Source organism: Pseudoalteromonas pernae (assembly GCF_039831865.1).
GTDB lineage: Bacteria > Pseudomonadota > Gammaproteobacteria > Enterobacterales > Alteromonadaceae > Pseudoalteromonas > Pseudoalteromonas pernae.
In genome coordinates this window covers 70,477-89,251 of the sequence record NZ_JBDODM010000001.1, presented here as the reverse complement: position 1 = coordinate 89,251, position 18,775 = coordinate 70,477, and the positions used below count along the sequence as shown (strand labels likewise).

General features: G+C 45.9%; 12 protein-coding genes. 9 read left to right on the top strand and 3 right to left on the bottom strand.

Features of this window, described 5'->3' with window-relative positions; genetic code table 11:
• Positions 1–53 precede the first annotated feature (53 nt).
• Positions 54–1,340: a Glu/Leu/Phe/Val family dehydrogenase gene (locus V1358_RS00395; protein WP_347392226.1), complete on the top strand. Its 1,287-nt coding sequence runs from the start codon at positions 54–56 to the stop codon at positions 1,338–1,340.
• On the opposite strand, the gene V1358_RS00390 is transcribed toward V1358_RS00395, so the two are convergent.
• Entirely contained in the window at positions 1,322–1,912 is a 591-nt protein-coding gene (locus V1358_RS00390) for a TetR/AcrR family transcriptional regulator (protein ID WP_347391891.1), read from the bottom strand. The two genes, V1358_RS00395 and V1358_RS00390, sit on opposite strands and share 19 nt — an antisense overlap.
• 330 nt (positions 1,913–2,242) lie before the next feature.
• Between V1358_RS00390 and V1358_RS00385 the strand changes: the two genes are divergently transcribed.
• The 8 genes from V1358_RS00385 (at position 2,243) to bamE (ending at position 14,003) form a co-directional block, all read left to right on the top strand.
• The gene (locus V1358_RS00385; RefSeq protein ID WP_347392225.1) at positions 2,243–3,427 is read left to right on the top strand and encodes an efflux RND transporter periplasmic adaptor subunit; all 1,185 of its coding nucleotides are present in this window, start codon (positions 2,243–2,245) and stop codon (positions 3,425–3,427) included.
• A gap of 7 nt (positions 3,428–3,434) precedes the next feature.
• On the top strand, positions 3,435–6,608 hold the full coding sequence (locus tag V1358_RS00380; RefSeq protein WP_347392224.1) for an efflux RND transporter permease subunit: 3,174 nt from the start codon (positions 3,435–3,437) through the stop codon (positions 6,606–6,608).
• Positions 6,609–6,740: 132 nt separating this feature from the next.
• Positions 6,741–7,337: a PilZ domain-containing protein gene (locus V1358_RS00375; protein ID WP_347391888.1), complete on the top strand. Its 597-nt coding sequence runs from the start codon at positions 6,741–6,743 to the stop codon at positions 7,335–7,337.
• A gap of 110 nt (positions 7,338–7,447) precedes the next feature.
• Complete coding sequence (locus tag V1358_RS00370) at positions 7,448–8,485, top strand: agmatine deiminase family protein (RefSeq protein ID WP_347391887.1); 1,038 nt, start codon at positions 7,448–7,450, stop codon at positions 8,483–8,485.
• Positions 8,486–8,487: 2 nt separating this feature from the next.
• A complete protein-coding gene (locus tag V1358_RS00365; RefSeq protein WP_347392223.1) occupies positions 8,488–9,384 on the top strand; it encodes a carbon-nitrogen hydrolase in 897 nt (298 codons plus the stop codon).
• 13 nt (positions 9,385–9,397) lie between these two features.
• Positions 9,398–12,871, top strand: coding sequence for a transcription-repair coupling factor (gene mfd / locus V1358_RS00360; protein ID WP_347392222.1), 3,474 nt, complete (start codon positions 9,398–9,400; stop codon positions 12,869–12,871).
• Positions 12,871–13,737, top strand: coding sequence for a CsiV family protein (locus V1358_RS00355; protein ID WP_347392221.1), 867 nt, complete (start codon positions 12,871–12,873; stop codon positions 13,735–13,737). Before mfd ends, V1358_RS00355 begins: the two co-directional genes overlap by 1 nt.
• A gap of 14 nt (positions 13,738–13,751) precedes the next feature.
• Positions 13,752–14,003 carry an outer membrane protein assembly factor BamE domain-containing protein gene (gene bamE, locus V1358_RS00350; RefSeq protein ID WP_347391883.1) on the top strand — a complete coding sequence of 84 codons (252 nt, stop codon included), beginning with the start codon at positions 13,752–13,754 and terminating at the stop codon, positions 14,001–14,003.
• A gap of 79 nt (positions 14,004–14,082) precedes the next feature.
• On the opposite strand, the gene V1358_RS00345 is transcribed toward bamE, so the two are convergent.
• Together V1358_RS00345 and V1358_RS00340 are read right to left on the bottom strand one after the other, a co-directional pair.
• Positions 14,083–15,459: a hypothetical protein gene (locus V1358_RS00345; protein WP_347392220.1), complete on the bottom strand. Its 1,377-nt coding sequence runs from the start codon at positions 15,457–15,459 to the stop codon at positions 14,083–14,085.
• A gap of 111 nt (positions 15,460–15,570) precedes the next feature.
• Entirely contained in the window at positions 15,571–18,264 is a 2,694-nt protein-coding gene (locus V1358_RS00340) for a TonB-dependent receptor (protein WP_347391881.1), read from the bottom strand.
• Between the last annotated feature and the right edge of the window lie 511 nt (positions 18,265–18,775).

The following is an 18,775-nucleotide window of genomic DNA, read 5'->3' as shown; positions in this document are numbered from 1 at the left end:
CTAGCATAATATCTCACCTTAAACATGACACTGTTTGAGGAAATGGAGGACAGATGAGTAGCACAGTATTTGACGACGCAGTTAACCGACTAAGCCGTATTGGTGAGCAAACGGGATGCTCCAAGTTGGTGATTGATGCCCTCAGTCATGCCAATGCCATGCTCAAAGTCCATGTGGAAGTGCGCATGGATGATGGCCACACCCGTTATTTCCCCGGATATCGATGCCAACACAATAATATTCTTGGCCCAACTAAAGGCGGTATTCGCTTTCATCCCGATGTGGGTGCGCAGGAAGTGCAAGCTTTGGCATTGTGGATGACATTAAAATGTGCGGTTGTGGATATTCCATTTGGTGGTGCTAAAGGCGGCGTCAGTGTCGACCCTAAAGCGCTATCCCCAATGGAACTTGAGCGCCTGAGTAGATCATACGTGCGCGCAATGGCTGATTTTATTGGTCCAGAGCGCGACATTCCAGCACCAGATGTGTACACCAACGCGCGTATTATGGGTTGGATGATGGACGAGTATGAAAAGATTACTCGAGTGAAAAATCCGGCGGTGATCACCGGTAAACCCATCGCTCTTGGAGGCAGTTTAGGTCGTGATGATGCGACAGGTCGCGGCGCCTATTTGTGTATTAAAGCGCTTGAACAACGGGATTGCCTTACTCCAGAAGAAACCACAGTTGCCGTTCAAGGCTTTGGTAATGGCGGTTATCATGTCGCACGCTTACTAGCGAATGATGGCTACAAAGTTGTTGCTATTAGTGACTCGCAAGGCGGTATTTATCGCCAACAAGGGCTAGATGTAAAAAGTGTATATCAACAAAAACAAGACCATAGAGAACTAAAGGCGGTGTATTGTGATGGCTCTGTATGTGAAACAGTGGACCACGACACCTTGTCAAACTCTGAGTTACTCACAAAAGACGTAGACATTCTTATCCCTGCTGCATTGGATAGCGTAATCACCTGCGATAATGCATCAGATATCCAAGCACGTTACATCGTCGAAATCGCCAACGGCCCCATAACCAGCGACGCGGATGCAGTTTTGAAGGATAAAGGCGTCATCGTGATCCCGGATATTCTCGCCAACGCAGGGGGTGTTACTGTGAGTTATTTCGAGTGGGTGCAAAATCGAACAGGTTATCGCTGGAGCGAAACAAAAGTGCGTGAAGAGCTCAAAGAAGTCATGAGCAATGCCTTCAAACGCGCAAACACTTTAGTTCAAGAAAAAGGTTTGGATTTTCGTGATGCGGTTTATGCCGTTGCTTTGGAGCGTTTAAGTAACGCCATTGAAGCCCACGGCACACCTGATTACTTTAATGGCGCCTGAGTAAACATGCGGCTCGTCAATTCAACAAGTTGATCCAGCTTTTCTTTGTCCGCTGGTTGTTGCCATTTGATGAGCTGCTCCCAAAATGCCAGTTTTTTCAAACTGCCAAAGAATACCGCCGCGGCAATATCAGCAGGCACATCATGCAGCGCCCCTGCTGCATGCGCTTCATCAAACCAATTATTGATCCCTTGCTCGCAGTTTTTAAAGCGCTCTTCGAGCAAACCTGCACGCTTTTTAGAGCGCAGTGATTCAATAATAATGATGCGTGACAAAGTTAAATAGTCTTTATCCTGAGTCAGTTTTAAAGAGGTATCAGCAAGTTTTTGTAACTGTTCTTTGATTGGTGTCGTTGGACAATAAGGGTTGTCATGCAGCGGTCGAATACGCTCCAACAACAAATCAACAACGCCATCAAAAAGTTGCTCTTTAGCACTGTAATATTTGTACAAAGTGCGCTTTGACACTTTCGCTTTAGTGGCAACGGCTTCCATCGTTGTGCCTGCTAACCCGCGTTGGGCAAACAAGGCGATCGCCGCGACCATAATTGCTTGTTGTTTAGAACTGCTCATTTCTTGCCTCTTTGCTAACACGATGAAGTATAACGAAAGTCAAAAAAAATGACACGAGGTAAACGAAAAAGTATACCTATTTTAAAAATAAGTATACACTATCGTTTACTCAGTGACAGTTGGGTTACATTGATTACACAGTTACCCACCTTCCTAACCACACTGAGTCTTGTAATCTATACTAGAGCGTGTTGATTTTTGTGGTAATCACTTCACTTAACGCAAAAAACATTACGCCCTAGAACAAGCACGGCTACCCCCTATGACATCAGCAGGGCCAGCCGTTATGGCTACAATACGACTTAATTAGCTCAGGGAAACGCTTATATTATGCGCCGTAACTTATTCAACTTGTCTTCTCGCACTACCCTAGTCACCTTACTGGGTGCACTTACCCTAAGTGCGTGTTCCGAGCAAGCCCCCCAGCAGGGACAATCAATGCCCCCTGCACAAGTAGAAATCCTCGAAGCAACACCTGTTGACGCTCCGTTCGTTATTTCATTACCTGCCACTGTGTCGGGCTCAAAAGAGGTTGAGATCCGTGCCCGAGTAAGCGGCGTTATAGAATCGCGTAACTTCTCAGAAGGTCAAAAAGTTGCAGCAGGTGAATCTTTATTCACGATTGATTTAGCCCCTTACCAACTGGCTTATGAGCAAGCTCAAGCAGCAGTAAAAGCGGCACAAGCACGTTTAGAGCAGGCGCAGCGAGACAGCAAACGTCTTGCCAAACTTCGTGAAGATAAATCTGTATCACAGCGTGATTATGACAACGCACTTTCGAGCGTCGATATCGCCAAAGCTGATTTGAGCGCCAGTGAATCACAATTGCGTGAAGCCAAGCTGAACCTGGACTATGCACAGGTAAAAGCTCCAGTAAGCGGTATCATGGGTCGTGAGCAGGTATCAGAAGGTACTTATGTGTCAGGCCCAGAAGTGTTGCTTACACAAATGACTGCGTTTGACCCAGTACGTGTGCGTTTTGGTTTGTCAGAACGCGAACAGCTGACTATGCGCCAAGAGCAAAAGCGTGGTCTGTTAACGCTGCCAGCAGATGGTAAATGGCAAACACAGCTGCGCTTGCAAGATGGTTCAGCCTACGAACACATCGGTGAGGTGAACTTTACTGACGTGCGTATCAATGCCAACACAGGCACTTCTGAATTCCAGGCGATTGTGCCAAACCCTGATTTTAGCCTTCGCCCGGGTCAATTTGTGCAAGTAGAGCTGATCGGTGCAGTACGCAAAGGTACGTTTGCCGTTCCACAACGCGCAGTGTTGGACAATGGTACAGGTAAGTTCGTATACGTGGTTGGTCAAAATGAGCAAGGCATGACGATTGCTCGTCCAGCGCCCGTGGAAGTGGGTGAATGGTACCGCAAACAAGACGGCGACACTGTTGAAAATTTATGGATCATTCGCAGTGGTTTGCAAGAAGGCGACCAAGTAATCGTTGAAGGCATGGCCCGTATTTTCTTCCCAGGAATGCCTGTTACTGTGAACAACGCGAAGGGATAAGCGCATTATGTTTTCTCGCTATTTTATAGATAGACCAATATTCGCGTTCGTGATCTCAATTGTTATTGTACTTGCAGGTCTGGCAGCAATGCGTGCCCTGCCAATTGCACAATACCCTGAGATTGCGCCGCCTGTGGTGCAGGTAACAGCAAGCTACCCAGGTGCATCCGCACAGGTACTTGAACAAACCGTTGCAGCGCCTTTGGAAAACGCTATCACTGGTGTTGAAGGCATGATGTACATGTCATCAACATCAAGCAGCGCCGGTTCCACCACCATCGAAGTCACGTTCGAAATTGGTACGGATGCCGACCAAGCTGCTGTGGATGTAAACAACCGCGTTAAGCAGGTAGAAGCGCGTTTACCTGAAGAAACAAGACGCCAAGGCGTAGTAGTACAAAAAGGTTCTTCGAGCTTCTTGCAAGTACACGCCTTCTATTCTCCTGATGACACCCGCTCAGCACTGTGGACGTCAAACTATGTAACGTTGAACATCTTAGACCGCATCAAGCGTATTCCGGGTACCACGAACGTACAAATCTTTGGTGCTAAAGATTACGCCATGCGTATTTGGCTGCGCCCAGATTTGATGAGCCAGTTGGGTGTTACCGTTAATGAAATCACCAGCGCGATTCGTGAGCAAAACTCGCAATATGCCGCTGGTAACATCGGCGCTACTCCGACGCTGGAGTCACCACAGTCATTGGTTTACAGCGTCACGGCCCGTGGGCGCATGTCTGAGCCTGAAGAGTTTCAAAATATCATTATCCGCGCCAACGCAGACGGCAGTTCATTGCGCCTCAAAGATGTAGCTCGCGTGGAACTTGGTTCACAGAACTACAACTTTGAAGGTAGCTTCAACGGCAAAGAAGCTGTACTTATGGGGATTTTCTTACAGCCAGGTGCTAACGCACTGGAAGTGGCTGAAGAAGTCGGTGCGGTTATGGACGAATTTAAACCCCAGTTCCCTGCAGGTTTAGAGCACGTTGTCTCTTACGACACAACACGCTTTGTTGAAGTATCGATTCGTGAAGTACTGATTACTCTAGGTGAAGCCATGGTATTAGTGTTCTTGGTTGTGTACTTATTCTTGCAAAACTGGCGTGCAACGCTTATTCCTACGCTTGCAGTTCCAGTATCACTACTGGGCACATTCGCCGGCATGTACATGCTTGGTTATTCAATTAATACTCTCACTTTGTTCGGTATGGTGCTGTCCATTGGTATTGTTGTTGATGACGCCATCGTGGTGTTAGAAAACGTTGAACGTATCATGCATGAAGAGCACGTAAGTGCCCGTGAAGCTGCGATAAAAGCGATGGAAGAAGTATCTGGCCCTGTGGTCGCGATTGTTCTTGTATTGTGTTCAGTATTCGTACCAATTGCGTTCTTAGGTGGCCTAACGGGTGAACTATTCCGTCAATTTGCTATTACCATTTCGATTGCTGTGAGCTTGTCGGGTGTGGTTGCCTTAACCATGACACCAGCACTATGTGTGATGATTCTAAAGCATGAACACAAACAAACCGCCCGCTTCTTCGTGTGGTTCAATAAGTTCTTCGAAACTATCACTTACAAGTACGTAGGTGCAGTTGGCTTTATGGTTCGCCGTGGCGCACTAGGACTTATTTTGATGATTGCCATGGTCAGCGCTACTGTAGGTATTTGGCAGAAGACCCCCAGCTCTTTAGTGCCAGATGAAGACCAGGGCTTCTACATCACTGCCATTTTCTTACCGGACGGTGCATCTCTTGAGCGCACAGCAGAGGTCGTTGATGAAGTCGTTGCTGCAGTTAAATCGAACCCTGCGAACGAGGCAGTTGCTGCCTTCACCGGTTTTGATTTCATCGGTGGTGGCTTCAAAAACAACGCTGCAACCTTGTTTGTAACCCAGAAGCATTGGGATGAGCGTGAAGTCGATACCAAAGCCCTTGTAGGCGAATTATTTGGTAAAACGGCGCACATTAATGAAGCTTTGGTTCTGGCATTCAACCCACCCGCTATCTTTGGTTTAGGCAGCACAGGTGGTTTTGAATTCTACATCCAGAACAAAGGCGCTGGTGGCCCTGAAAAACTGCAACAAGGTATGCAATTGGTCATGGCCGAAGCGCAAAAGAGCCCGATTGTGGGTAGCGTACAAACGCTATGGCGACCAGATGCGCCGCAGCTTAAGGTTGATATTGACCGGGAACAAGCGCGAGCTATGGGTGTGAACATCAACGACGCATTCAATACCTTGGCGGGCACTTTAGGTACCTACTATGTGAATGATTTCAACAAATTTGGTCGCGCATGGCAGGTGTTGATGTCTGCTGAGGCACAGTATCGAATGCAACCTCAAGATATCGGCCGTATCTATGTGAAAAGCAGCAGCGGTGAAATGGTGCCTATGTCAGCATTTACCACGGTAAAATTTACGCGTGGCCCTGACAGCTTGTCACGTTACAACAACTTGCCAGCGGTGAAATTGTTGGGTGAAGCAGCGCCAGGCTATAGTTCTGGTCAAGCGATTGCAGAAATCGAACGCATCGCCAAGCAAGTACTGCCAGCAGACATGACCTACGATTGGACTGGCACTGCGTTCCAAGAAAAGCGTAGCTCGGGCACAACGGGCATGGCACTTGGCCTTGCGGTAGTCATGGTATTTTTGATTCTAGCTGCACTGTATGAGCGTTGGTCATTGCCATTATCTGTCATGCTCGCTTTACCGTTTGGTACCTTTGGCGCGCTTATTTCAATTTGGATTGCAGGTCTTACCAATGACGTTTACTTCCAAATTGGTCTGGTCACCCTACTGGGTCTTGCGGGTAAAAATGCCATCCTGATTGTTGAATATGCACTGCTGAAGCACCAACAAGGTTGGAGTGCAGCAACTGCAGCACTCGAAGCAGCACGTCTGCGTTTTCGTCCGATCATTATGACATCCTTAGCATTCATTCTTGGCGTGGTGCCTTTGGTGCTAAGTTCAGGAGCCGGTGCCGGTGCGCGTCACAGCGTAGGTACGGGTGTCATGGGCGGAATGATGGCAGCAACCTTCTTGGCTGTGTTCTTTGTGCCGCTGTTCTTCTATTGGCTGACACAACGTCGATTAGGCGAGTCACGCTCTCGCAAAGAGCTTGCCGATGAAATAGCTGAACATCACAAAAAAGAGAACGTTGATTGCAAAGAAGGGATTGTTTAACTCCTTCTCATATCCACAGTGATTTAAAAGGCGCCTTTGTCGCCTTTTTTATGTCTGCTAAAAATAGCAAAACCCTTTTAATATCAGAAGATGGCAGCTAATATTGAAAAATCAGCAGTTTAAGAGATATGTATGGCTAGGAATAAAGAAGAGTTATTCGGTGAATTTTTTCAGATTCAAGAAAGTGTCAGTGTCATTGTAGAACCAGTCTCGAAAGACGCAGTTCCTGCTAGTGCTGAGGAGCTTGAACAAGATATCCCGGCTCTTTATAAACTAGCAAATGAAGTCAACACGCTTGAGCAAAGTGCGTTACGACCATTGCGTCTCTTAGGCGAAACAGCCAGTGAACTAGCCCACTATTTATCGCTGCAATCGCGCAAAATTGACCTCATTTTGAGTCATATCCTCATGCAAGAAAACACTGAACAACCTACTGAAAAAACACAAAGTTATGGTGGTTCAGGTTTTACGCTTGTGCGCGAGCAAGCGTTGGACAAAGGTGAATTTGCGCGCTGTAAACTGTTCTTACAACAAGAAGCCGCAGCTATTTATTGCTACGCAGAAGTGATTGAAGTGACCCCTAAGGATGACAAGTTCAGCCATAAACTCTTGTTTTCAGTACTTCGCGACCAAGACCAAGAGTTGTTAGTACGTTCGAGTTTGCATGCGCAAACACGCCAACTTAAAAAGCGCCATGAAAAGCAACAAGGCGACAACACCACATCGTAACCTTTTTTCCTCAGTAAATAGTACTGTGGATGCATTAAAGCGGGCATATTTAGCTGACATTCAATTCATTAATGCTAAACTAGCGGCTTGTTTTTCAGTGATTATCTACGATGACTTTTAGATTACTTCCAGAGTGGCATCAACAAGATGCCGTGATGCTAACTTGGCCTCACAAAGACACCGATTGGGCGCCTAATTTAAGTGCTGTTGAAAACGTTTATGTGGAGTTAAGCCAACTCATTAGTAAACGCCAAAAGCTTGTGATCGTTGCTGACAACGAATCACTTAAACAAGCAATTAAAGAGCGCTTAACTCAGCACGAAGCAAACTTAGACAACATCATTTTTGTAGATGCACCGTGTAACGATACATGGGCACGAGACCATGGCCCACTGACATTAAGTAACGGTGAGCAACTAAAAGCCCTTGATTGCCAATTCACGGCGTGGGGCGGCAAATACCAAGCAGACAAAGACAATGCCATCAATGGCCATTTGTTTGCCCAAGCATTGAACAAGAATGCCCTGACAGCTAAAAGTGATTTCATCCTAGAAGGCGGCGCGATTGAAATCAATGAACATGGCGTATTATTAAGCACCCGCGCCTGCGTTCATAACAAAAACCGTAACAACGAGCTGAGCGCTGACGAAATAGACTCGACTCTAGCATCACTACTGGGCGCCCAGAAAATCTTATGGTTGAACCACGGTTACCTTGCTGGCGATGATACCGATTCACACATTGATACACTGGTGCGTTTTGCACCAAACAACACCCTTGTGTACGTTCGCTGTGATGACCCTGAAGACGAGCATTACCAAGAGCTTGGCAAAATGGCTGATGAGCTGGTGACACTGCGCGGTACACAAGGTGAAGCATATGAACTTATTGCCCTGCCTTGGCCAAAAGCTGCGTATAACGACGAAGGCGATCGCCTCCCAGCAACCTATGCCAACTATTTGATTATTAATGATGCTGTGTTGGTGCCTACGTATAACGACGAGCACGATCAAGTAGCTCTGAGCCAAGTCGCGAAAGCGTATCCTGGGCGCGAAATTATTGGTGTTGATTGCCGCGCACTAATCGAACAATTTGGTAGTTTACATTGCATTACGATGCAATTGCCGCAAGGCTTTTTGGAGAATTGATAATGTCTGCTCAAAACAAATCGCTTCCTGTTGCACTTGTTCAACAGAAAAATACAGACGATCGCGACTACAACCTTACAAATTCCATTAAAGGTATTCGCGAAGCAGTAGCAAACGGTGCAAAACTGGTTGTGTTGCAAGAACTACATACCGGTTTGTACTTTTGCCAAAGTGAAGATGTAAACCAATTTGATTTGGCAGAAACAATCCCAGGCCCGAGCACAGACACGCTGGGCGCCCTCGCCAAAGAGTTAAGTATTGTGATAGTGGCGTCTTTGTTTGAGCGCCGCGCTGCGGGTTTGTATCACAACACAGCAGTTGTACTTGAATGTGACGGTAGCATTGCGGGTAAATACCGCAAAATGCATATCCCAGACGACCCTGGTTTTTACGAGAAATTTTATTTCACACCTGGCGACCTTGGCTTTGAACCAATCAAAACCTCAGTCGGCACCTTAGGCGTGTTGGTATGTTGGGATCAGTGGTTTCCTGAAGCAGCTCGCCTGATGGCAACTAAAGGTGCGGAAATCCTTATCTACCCAACTGCTATCGGCTGGGATCCGAATGACGATGCGGATGAACAAGCCCGTCAGCAAGATGCGTGGGTGATTTCACAACGTGCTCATGCCGTAGCTAATGGTGTGTACGTGATCAGTGCCAACCGCACTGGCTTTGAAAGCGATCCAACTGGTCACAGTGCAGGTATTCAGTTTTGGGGCCACTCATTTATTGCCGGGCCACAAGGTGAATTCCTTGCAAAGGCAAGCAATGACGAAGTGGAAGTGCTAAGCGCGACGCTTGATTTAGCACGGGGTGAGAATGTTCGCCGCATCTGGCCATACTTGCGCGACCGTCGTATCGACCACTACGGCGACTTAACTAAACTTTATCGCGATTAATACGGAGATTTCCATGCAGTTAGCGCAGTTCCTTGAATTGCCTTGGGTAAAGACGCAACAAGATAAAATTAAATGGGGCCAACTTAGCGGGAGTGCGATGACACTCGCGGTAGGTGAAGCAATCAACCAACACCAACAACTTGTTGTATTGGTGACACCTGATACCCCAAGCGCACTCAAGCTTGAACATGAACTTCATGCGCTACTGCCGCGTAAAGACGTGATGGTGTTTCCCGACTGGGAAACACTCCCTTACGATCACTTCTCCCCGCACCAAGATATTGTCTCCACCCGTTTAAGTACGCTTAGTCGTCTAAAAGAATCACAGCACGGCGTACTCATTGTTCCAGTGGCTACGCTCATGCTGCGTGCAGCGCCTAAGCAATTTATCTACGGCAATGCCATTGTCTATAATGTTGGCGACACGCTCAACATCGATAAACTTCGAAAGCAACTTGATGACGCGGGCTACATTCACACCCAACAAGTAATGGCGCACGGTGAGTATGCTGTTCGTGGCTCTGTCGTTGATTTATTTGCGATGGGGCAAAATGCGCCGGTCAGATTCGACTTGTTTGATGATGAAATCGATACCATGAGTCATTTTGATGTCGATAGCCAACGCTCCACTGATAAAATAGAACAAATTAACCTGTTACCGGCCCATGAGTTTGGTACCACAGACGCGGACATTGAACGATTCCGTATCCAATATCGCGAAGCCTTTGGTGCATCCAGCGAGCAAGACTCAATCTACATGCAGGTAAGTAAAGGCTCTTTACCACCAGGTATTGAGTATTATCTACCGCTGTTTTTCGACACCCTCGACACCTTGTTTGATTATCTGCCATCTGATGCAGTGTTCATGAATATTGGTGACTTACAACACAGCGCCCAACGATTTTTAGATGATGTACATGCACGTTATGAAAACCGCCGTGTTGATCCATTGCGACCACTGTTGGAACCGAATCGATTGTACTTACCAATCGAAGAACTAAACAGTCACTTCAAACACTACCCTCGTATCGAGTTGTCTCAAGCGACGCTGCCTACTAAGGCCGGCCACTATAACTTAGCCTGTGAATTACTGCCTGAAGTGCGTATTGACCATGCAAAGCAACCTCCGTTCGACGCATTTTTAGCTTACGCATTGGAGCAAAAACAACAAAAGGCACGCATTGTCCTGAGCGTTGAATCTGATGGCCGCCGTGAAGCACTATTAACCTTGCTCAAACCAAGTGGCCTAAAGATTACTCAGTTTGATAATCTCGAGAAGGCGCTGTGCGGCTCAGCCGACGTTGCTTTAATCGTTGCGCCATTTGAGCAAAGCGTGGTGTTAACCGCTAAAGGCCGCGTGAGCTTAATCACCGAACAAGAGTTACTCGGTATTCGTGTGTCCCAACGACGACGTAGGAAGCACAAGCACCAAGCCAGCGGCGATGCACTGATCCGCAATTTAGCTGAGCTCAAAGAAGGCCAACCCATTGTTCACTTAGATCATGGCGTAGGTCGTTATATCGGCTTAGAAACCCTTGATGCTGCTGGTGTAGCCACTGAGTTCGTTACCATTATGTATGCTAACGACGCGAAACTTTATGTCCCTGTAGCAGCACTGCACATGCTTAGCCGATACTCAGGTGGGGAAGAAGCAAGCGCGCCACTACACAAACTGGGCTCTGACGCATGGGAAAAGGCGAAAAAACGCGCCGCTGAAAAAGTTAGGGATGTAGCCGCCGAACTACTCGATATCTACGCCAAACGCCAAGCGAAACCTGGCTATAAATTTGCACTTGATGATGCCGGTTACCGCCAGTTTAGCGACCATTTCGTATTTGAAGAAACAGAAGACCAACAAAACGCGATTAATGCTGTGCTTTATGACATGCAAAGCAAAAACGCCATGGACCGCTTAGTGTGTGGTGACGTTGGCTTTGGTAAAACCGAAGTCGCTATGCGCGCAGCCTATGTGGCCGTGGCGGATGGCAAGCAGGTTGCCGTCTTAGTACCAACTACCCTGCTCGCTCAACAGCATTTTGAGAATTTCCGAGACCGCTTTGCAGATTTTCCTGTGACCGTCGATGTGCTCTCGCGATTCAAATCCACCAAAGAGCAAAATCACACGCTGGCACAAATTAAAGAAGGCCAAGTGGATATCGTCATCGGTACTCACAAGCTACTACAAGAGAATATTGAATTTGCTGACCTGGGACTGCTTATTGTTGATGAAGAGCACCGCTTTGGCGTACGCCAAAAAGAGAAAATTAAATCGCTGCGTGCTGATGTAGATATCCTTACCTTAACCGCCACGCCTATTCCACGAACGTTAAATATGGCCATGAGCGGGATGCGTGATTTGTCCATCATCGCCACGCCGCCAGCGAAGCGCCTCGCAGTGAAAACCTTCGTTCGCCAACGCGATGATGACATGATACGTGAAGCTGTGCTGCGTGAAATTAAGCGTGGTGGACAAGTTTACTTCTTACACAACAATGTTGAGACCATTGAGCGTACCGCCGAAGATATTCGAACTATCGTCCCTGAAGCAACAGTTGCAGTAGCGCACGGGCAAATGCGCGAGCGTGAGCTTGAAAGCTTGATGAGTGATTTTTATCATCAGCGCTTCAATGTATTGGTGTGTACTACCATTATTGAAACGGGTATCGATATACCCAGTGCCAATACCATTATCATGGACAGAGCGGATAAACTCGGACTTGCACAGCTTCACCAGTTACGCGGTCGAGTTGGCCGAAGCCACCACCAAGCCTATGCGTATTTGTTGACACCCGGACCAAAGGCGATGTCGAAGGACGCGCAAAAGCGCCTAGAAGCTATCGAATCTTTAGAAGACTTAGGCGCAGGCTTTACCCTTGCAACACACGACCTAGAAATTCGAGGTGCAGGTGAGCTACTAGGCGATGAACAAAGCGGACAAATCCAAACCATAGGTTTTAGCATGTACATGGACATGCTTGAACAAGCCGTTGAAGCGCTCAAAAATGGCCAAGAACCCACGCTGGATAAACTTCTTAAATCACACACAGAAGTTGATCTAAAAATACCCGCTCTGCTGCCCAACGACTACATTAATGACGTTAATTTACGATTGGGTTTATACAAGCGTATCGCCAGTGCCAATGATTTTGAAACCTTAGATGAGTTGCAAGTTGAATTGATAGACCGGTTTGGGCTTTTACCCGACGCGACTAAACACCTTTTTGCACTACAACAATTGAAAATTCGTGCGGGCGCTATCGGTATTGCGAAAATCGAAGCCAACCCCAAGGGTGGTTACTTTGAATTCAGTGAGTCTACTAAAGTCAGCCCAATGTTTATCATCGGGTTAATCCAAGCAGACCCACAACACTATAGAATGGAAGGCGCTAATCGGTTACGCTTCATGATAAGTGAAGCCAATGGTAAAGAGCGCTTAAAACTCGTAACCGCAATGATCAAAGAATTCGAAACCAAGGTAGGAAGTTAATGATAAGAACAATACTAGTAATGTTGGCAGCAGTATTGAGTTGCAACAGTTACGCCGATGGACGATGGTTTGAGATTGAAGTGATCGTGTTCAATCAACCTGCTGATGGCTCAACAGAAACATTACGTAATGAAGAGGCGGACTTAAGCAAATATGCTTTTACTAAAGATTTACTCACGCCCGCTTACCTATCAACTTACACAGAACGTTGTTTAAGTGGAGAAATCACGGCGCCACAACGAGAGTCTTTAGGTATTTTTACAGACAATACGATTCCTCACTCAAACACCTGTGACTTCTCTGTGTCTGATTTAGCAAAGGAATCGCGCTTACCAATAGAAGTTAACGTGCCAGAGCAAGAACACACTGATACCCCCTATTTACTCAGCCCGAGTCAGTTACAATTTACAGATAAACGTGCTGATCTTGCGCGTAATGGTAGGACAGTTATTCTTCATACTGGTTGGCGCTTCCCTGGTGAGTCGAAACGAAATGCACCAAGCTACCGACTTTTTGGCGGTAATTCAGTCGCGCTAAGCGCACAGATGGACGACACACTACAGTCAAATTTAACTGAACAAACCAGTAAAGATATAGTTGCACACGAATTTAATACTCAAAATACCTTTTTTGAAAACAATCAAACTACGTATAATCCTGTGTGGGAACTAGATGGTTTTTTAAAGGTGCATTTAAATCACTATTTGTACATTACATCGAACCTAATCACTCGGCATTCTGGAGACACAGACACAGGGGTCAGCTCAGAGTTTTCTCAATTTCGCCGTGTAATATCAGGTGAAATCCATTATTTCGATCACCCGCAAATCGGTATGCTGGTGCAAATTAGACGTTTTAATCACTAACGGAATTATAAAATATGAAAAAGTCACTTTTTGTTGGTATTGCTGCAGCACTTACGTTAACTGCTTGCTCAAAAGTTACCTTAGAAAACTATGAGCAACTTGAAGTAGGCATGGACCGTGCTGAAGTAGAAGCGTTATTAGGTAGTCCTTCAGCATGTGAAGAAAAAACTCTTCATACTAACTGTGTATGGGGCTCTGACAGCAAAAATATTCAGGTAACGCTGGTTTCAGATAAAGTGACACTTTATTCTGAAAAAGGTTTATAACCACGCAAAAGGGTAAGCTTAGTGCTTACCCTTTCGTATCTATCCACCGCTCAGTGAATAGTTCCCCTCAGTCATTTTGCTATAACTGCTGCACTTCACCAATTGGTTCCAAGGCCACAATTTGTGAACGATTAAGTGTAATCTTATAGCGCTGCGCACTTTTATTCCCGACACTGGTATAACTCACCAACACCACGTTGATTTGATACCGACGCTCGACACTGTGTTTACGTATTTTCTTGCCTGTGTACTCATACACCCTGCCCTCACCCTTACGCAGATAACGAACCATCGGTGCCATACTGATGCTATTCGTTAGATTCAAAGCGTCGTAACCGGGTAAGAAAGCGTTGACCAGCACATCATTGTCAAACTTTAAGTGCAGCCACTGAGCAGCTTGTCGATTTTGCTGGCGTCGTTGTGAAAATATAGCGGCAATATCTTTTGGAATACGCTTGGGGTGAATATATTCCAACCATATTTTTTCTTTGGCAACGCGTGTGCGGTTAGTGGCATTTGAATACACGTGTTGCCATTTTGCCCGTCCACGTATTATTCGCCGCCAAATAAAACGGGTTATATCTTCTTTGAATATTTCTCGTAAGCCATAAATAGTACCGAGCAAAGCCACGAGGCCGACGGTGACTTGCGTAAAATTAGTGCGGGCGTTTAAGACAAGAAGCATCACAAATGCCATGATAATCGCAGTAACCAAACCTTTAACAAAGCGCTTCAACACACTGTTGAGGTTTTTGGTGTCTTTCTTAAGCACGACACCATACTCTATAAGCCTCTGTAACAAATGCATTTTATTTGCCAAACGATTCGGGTCGTCTAGCGTTGACGCTGAGTTATAGCGTTTTTCTTTGCGGTACTCGTTTTCATTCTCACAAAATTCAAGTAACTGATTACGCTCTAATGAAAAACTGGATGATTTCGGGGCTTTGTCCAGCAAACGTAACACCGCCTGCTCCGTGTGCCAGCTTAGAAAGTTGTCTGCGTTTTGAAAAAATGATTCAAGCTTTTCTTGCTTAGGTTTATAACGTCGTAATCGCTTCAATAACCGCTGCGCTTCTTGCATTAATGCAGATGCGCGAACATAAAATGCATCATCCTCTTTTATTTGCATCGCTTCGGCAACATCCGCATCCATTGCTAAACGTACTTGGTAACAGTATAAATTGAGGTTTTGTCGGTATTCCTGTTCATCACCGCGTACTTTACTTACATAACGGCTGCGCACTAGCGGTAAATGAATTCCACTGGCGTTGTACGCCAAACGACTTTTAATATGATTAAAGTAAAAGTGCTCTTCAGATAGAGTATTTGGGTTTATTCCCATTTCGTTGGGTATGCAAAAGTACAATTCTGTACGCGTGTGAGATTTGGGTAAGAGAGACTGACTCAATGCCAATCTTAAGCCTTCGTCGATTCTGAGCGTGGCAATTTCGTGCAAAAATGATGTCCTTTATTTTGTTGATAATAAAAGTATAACTCATTCGTAGCGATAAAAAAAAAGCCCATCAGTAAACTGATGGGCTTTTTAACACTTTTGCTAAAGCATAAATTAGAACTTAACGTTCACGCCTGCGAAGAAGCGACGACCTAGTACATCGTATGTGTACGGGTCAGTGTTTGAGTCATTGTTACCTGAGTAGTAAGGAGGCTGCTTGTCAAACAAGTTGTTCACACCACCAGTTAGTGACACTGCGTCATTGATGATGTAAGAGCCACTTAGGTCATGGTAAACAACGCTTGGCGTTGTAGGAGCTAGGCAGCTTGAGCTACCAACACAGTTGTAGCTATCCATACCCGCGATGTAACGCGCTTGGTACTGTGCATCCCACTTCTCGCCTGCAACGTTTAGCGTGAAGTTAGACTTGATATCAGCGTAACCACCGATACCAGCAGTGATAAGGCCTGCGTAGTCAGTTGTATCGTCTAGTACAGTTACTACGTACTCATCTAGGTAAGTAGTATCAAGACCAGTTCTCCAGTTAAGGCCAGCTGCTTCGAATGTGTAAGCTAGGTTAATATCTACGCCTGAAGTTTGCTCAGCACCGATGTTCTGAAGCTGGTTGTTGAACTTGATACGACCAGTTGTGTCCATGCTGATGTTAGCTGATTGACATAGAACTGAACCTGAGTTTGCTGAAGTAGCAAGACACTGGTCAACAATGTACTGCTCGTTTACAGAAGCAATCGCATTCTCGATTTCGATGTCGTAGTAGTCAACAGTCATGCTGAAGCCTTCGAACCACTCTGGCTCGTATACGATACCAGCTGTGAACGTGTCAGCTTCTTCTGGAGTAAGAAGTTGGTTACCACCAACAGTTACTTCTGCTTGGTCTTGTGCACCAGGGAAAGTAACTTGCTCGAAAGATGGTGAGTTACCTGAGTAAAGCTCGTCAACAGTTGGTGCACGGAACGCAGTTGAAACTACGCTACGGAACATTAGTTCGTCGTTTGCTTTCCAAGTAAGACCTACTTTCCAAGTCTCGTCTGAACCGAACGTGCTGTAGTCAAATGCACGGATTGCAGCGCTTAGGTCTACGTTTTGTGCAAATGGCGCGTCAGCTAGTAGAGGAATTGCGAATTCTACATACGCTTCGTTTACGTCAAAGCCACCTGAAGTAGGCTCAACTTTAGGGTCGTTAGCAAGACCTTGAGCTGTTAGTGAATCAGGAATGTACCATGCTTTTTCTTGACGACGCTCAACACCTACTGCGAAACCTGCGTAACCAGCTGGCATTTCGAACATTTCACCAGAAAGTGAAGCTGCAAGAATGAATAATTGGCTACCACCTGAGTTTTGCTCAGTGTATAGGAATTCTTGCATGTTGTCGTACTGCCAAGAAGACTGAGCTACTGGATCAAAAGTACCAGCAGTGATTGCATCTTGGATTGAACCCATGTTGTGTAGGTTTTCAAGACGGTCTACAGAGTCGTTACGACCGAAGTTTGCAGAAACGTCCCAAGCGTAGTCGCCTACGAAACCTTCAACACCGATAACTGCACGTACTGTATCAACAGTTTGTGAGAAGTTACGAGTACCAGTGTCAGTCATACGACGACCGTATGAGATTGAATCACCGTAAGCGTAGTTTACAGTTTCAGTTTGAACGAAGTTGCCATCAGCATCTAGGTCAACGTAACCGTCGCCATCTACGTCAACACCACGGTCGTATGTTTGGCTCAGTAGTGAAGAGTCCATGCCGTCAGTGTATGTGAAATCAAACCATACTGGCTGTGGAGCCATCTGCTGCTCTGACCAACGCTTAGTGTACGTGAATTCAGAGAATAGGTTAGTTGAGTTGTTGATTTCGAAGTTCGCAAGACCAGTTAGGTTGATACGCTCCATAGGAGTGAATAGGTAACTAGTTTCTGCGTAGTTGTAACGGTCAGCGTTAGTGAAACGGTGGTATTCGCCACCTAGACCTGAGATACCGCCATCAACAGCAAGACCTTTAGTCGCCTCTTCACCGTCAACTAAAACTGTACCGGTGTTTGCATTCCAGATGTGGCCGCCTGCAGAGTATGCAGAACCTGCACAGTAAAGGCCATTTGCGCCTTCAGCTAGAGGACATTTAGAGAAATCACGGTCTGCTTGAGACGCGTCGCCACGGTCAGTGTACTGAAGACCGATAACTACGTTACCACGGTCAAAAGAGCTACCAAGAGTGATGTCGAATGAACTTTCTTCTGCATCACCTTCGCCAGACATAGCCGTGTTAAGGTTCATGTCTAGACCTTCGAAGTCGTCTTTAAGGATGATGTTAACAACACCCGCAACCGCGTCAGTACCGTATACAGCTGATGCGCCGTCTTTAAGTACTTCAACCTGCTTGATCATAGAAACAGGGATAGTGTTAAGGTCAACTGTTGCTGCTGCACCAGTACCTGAGTTGATCATACGACGGCCGTTAACAAGAACTAGCGTACGCTGAGCACCAAGACCACGTAGGTCGATACGCGCGTTACCGCCAGAACCGTTGTTGATACCAGGGTTGGTCATCGCACCGCCAGTAGCAGTCATTTTTTGTAGTACGCTGTCGATACTTGTTGCGCCCATCGCTTTGATGTCGTCTGCACCGATCAAAGTTACTGGGCTTGCAGTTTCCATGTCTGCACGCTTGATGCGTGAACCAGTTACTTGAATTTTTTCAATCGCTTCAGCTGAAGAATCTGCTGCGATTGCTTGAACACTTGAGAACATAGGCAACGCTGCTAATACAGCTAACCCTAGTTGTGTCTTTTTCATAATAAACCCTACTTGTTGAATTTTTACCCTATTTAGGTAGGTATGCAGTTCATTTTTATATGAAGCTTCTGCATAACGACCAGCAACTTAGGCGGAATTAACTGAATGAAAACTGAATGACAGAACACTATTCAAGCAGCGCATTATTCCATTGGGTATAAAGCCATTTTATGTAAATAGATGTAATAAATGTTTCACCCTACAACACTTACAAATAGGGACTATGGGGACAAAAAATGTCACACAAATTGATACATGAAACCATAGTGTCGATATTTGTAATCAAACGTAATCATGCGTTAGCGAATTTACTTAATCGAAAATTTACAACTTATACACAGGTGGTTAGTGATGCATTTAAAAATACACAGGATAAATTAATAGGTTATGGATTTTTAGAGATCCCCAACAAACCCAAGAAAGACCAAGTTGAGATTAATTAATAATCAGATTGATGAATTTATATTCGCTTTGAGTAATGCACATGCGCCTCCGCCAGGTGGCGATAGCG

Bases quoted from the DNA above. Each gene is read 5' to 3' on its own strand.
- V1358_RS00370 (WP_347391887.1), top strand. From the start codon at position 7,448: ATGACTTTTAGATTACTTCCAGAGTGGCATCAACAAGATGCCGTGATG.
- V1358_RS00395 (WP_347392226.1), top strand. From the start codon at position 54: ATGAGTAGCACAGTATTTGACGACGCAGTTAACCGACTAAGCCGTATT.
- V1358_RS00365 (WP_347392223.1), top strand. From the start codon at position 8,488: ATGTCTGCTCAAAACAAATCGCTTCCTGTTGCACTTGTTCAACAGAAA.
- V1358_RS00340 (WP_347391881.1), bottom strand. From the start codon at position 18,264: ATGAAAAAGACACAACTAGGGTTAGCTGTATTAGCAGCGTTGCCTATG.
- V1358_RS00390 (WP_347391891.1), bottom strand. From the start codon at position 1,912: ATGAGCAGTTCTAAACAACAAGCAATTATGGTCGCGGCGATCGCCTTG.
- V1358_RS00355 (WP_347392221.1), top strand. From the start codon at position 12,871: ATGATAAGAACAATACTAGTAATGTTGGCAGCAGTATTGAGTTGCAAC.
- V1358_RS00380 (WP_347392224.1), top strand. From the start codon at position 3,435: ATGTTTTCTCGCTATTTTATAGATAGACCAATATTCGCGTTCGTGATC.
- bamE (WP_347391883.1), top strand. From the start codon at position 13,752: ATGAAAAAGTCACTTTTTGTTGGTATTGCTGCAGCACTTACGTTAACT.
- V1358_RS00375 (WP_347391888.1), top strand. From the start codon at position 6,741: ATGGCTAGGAATAAAGAAGAGTTATTCGGTGAATTTTTTCAGATTCAA.
- mfd (WP_347392222.1), top strand. From the start codon at position 9,398: ATGCAGTTAGCGCAGTTCCTTGAATTGCCTTGGGTAAAGACGCAACAA.
- V1358_RS00385 (WP_347392225.1), top strand. From the start codon at position 2,243: ATGCGCCGTAACTTATTCAACTTGTCTTCTCGCACTACCCTAGTCACC.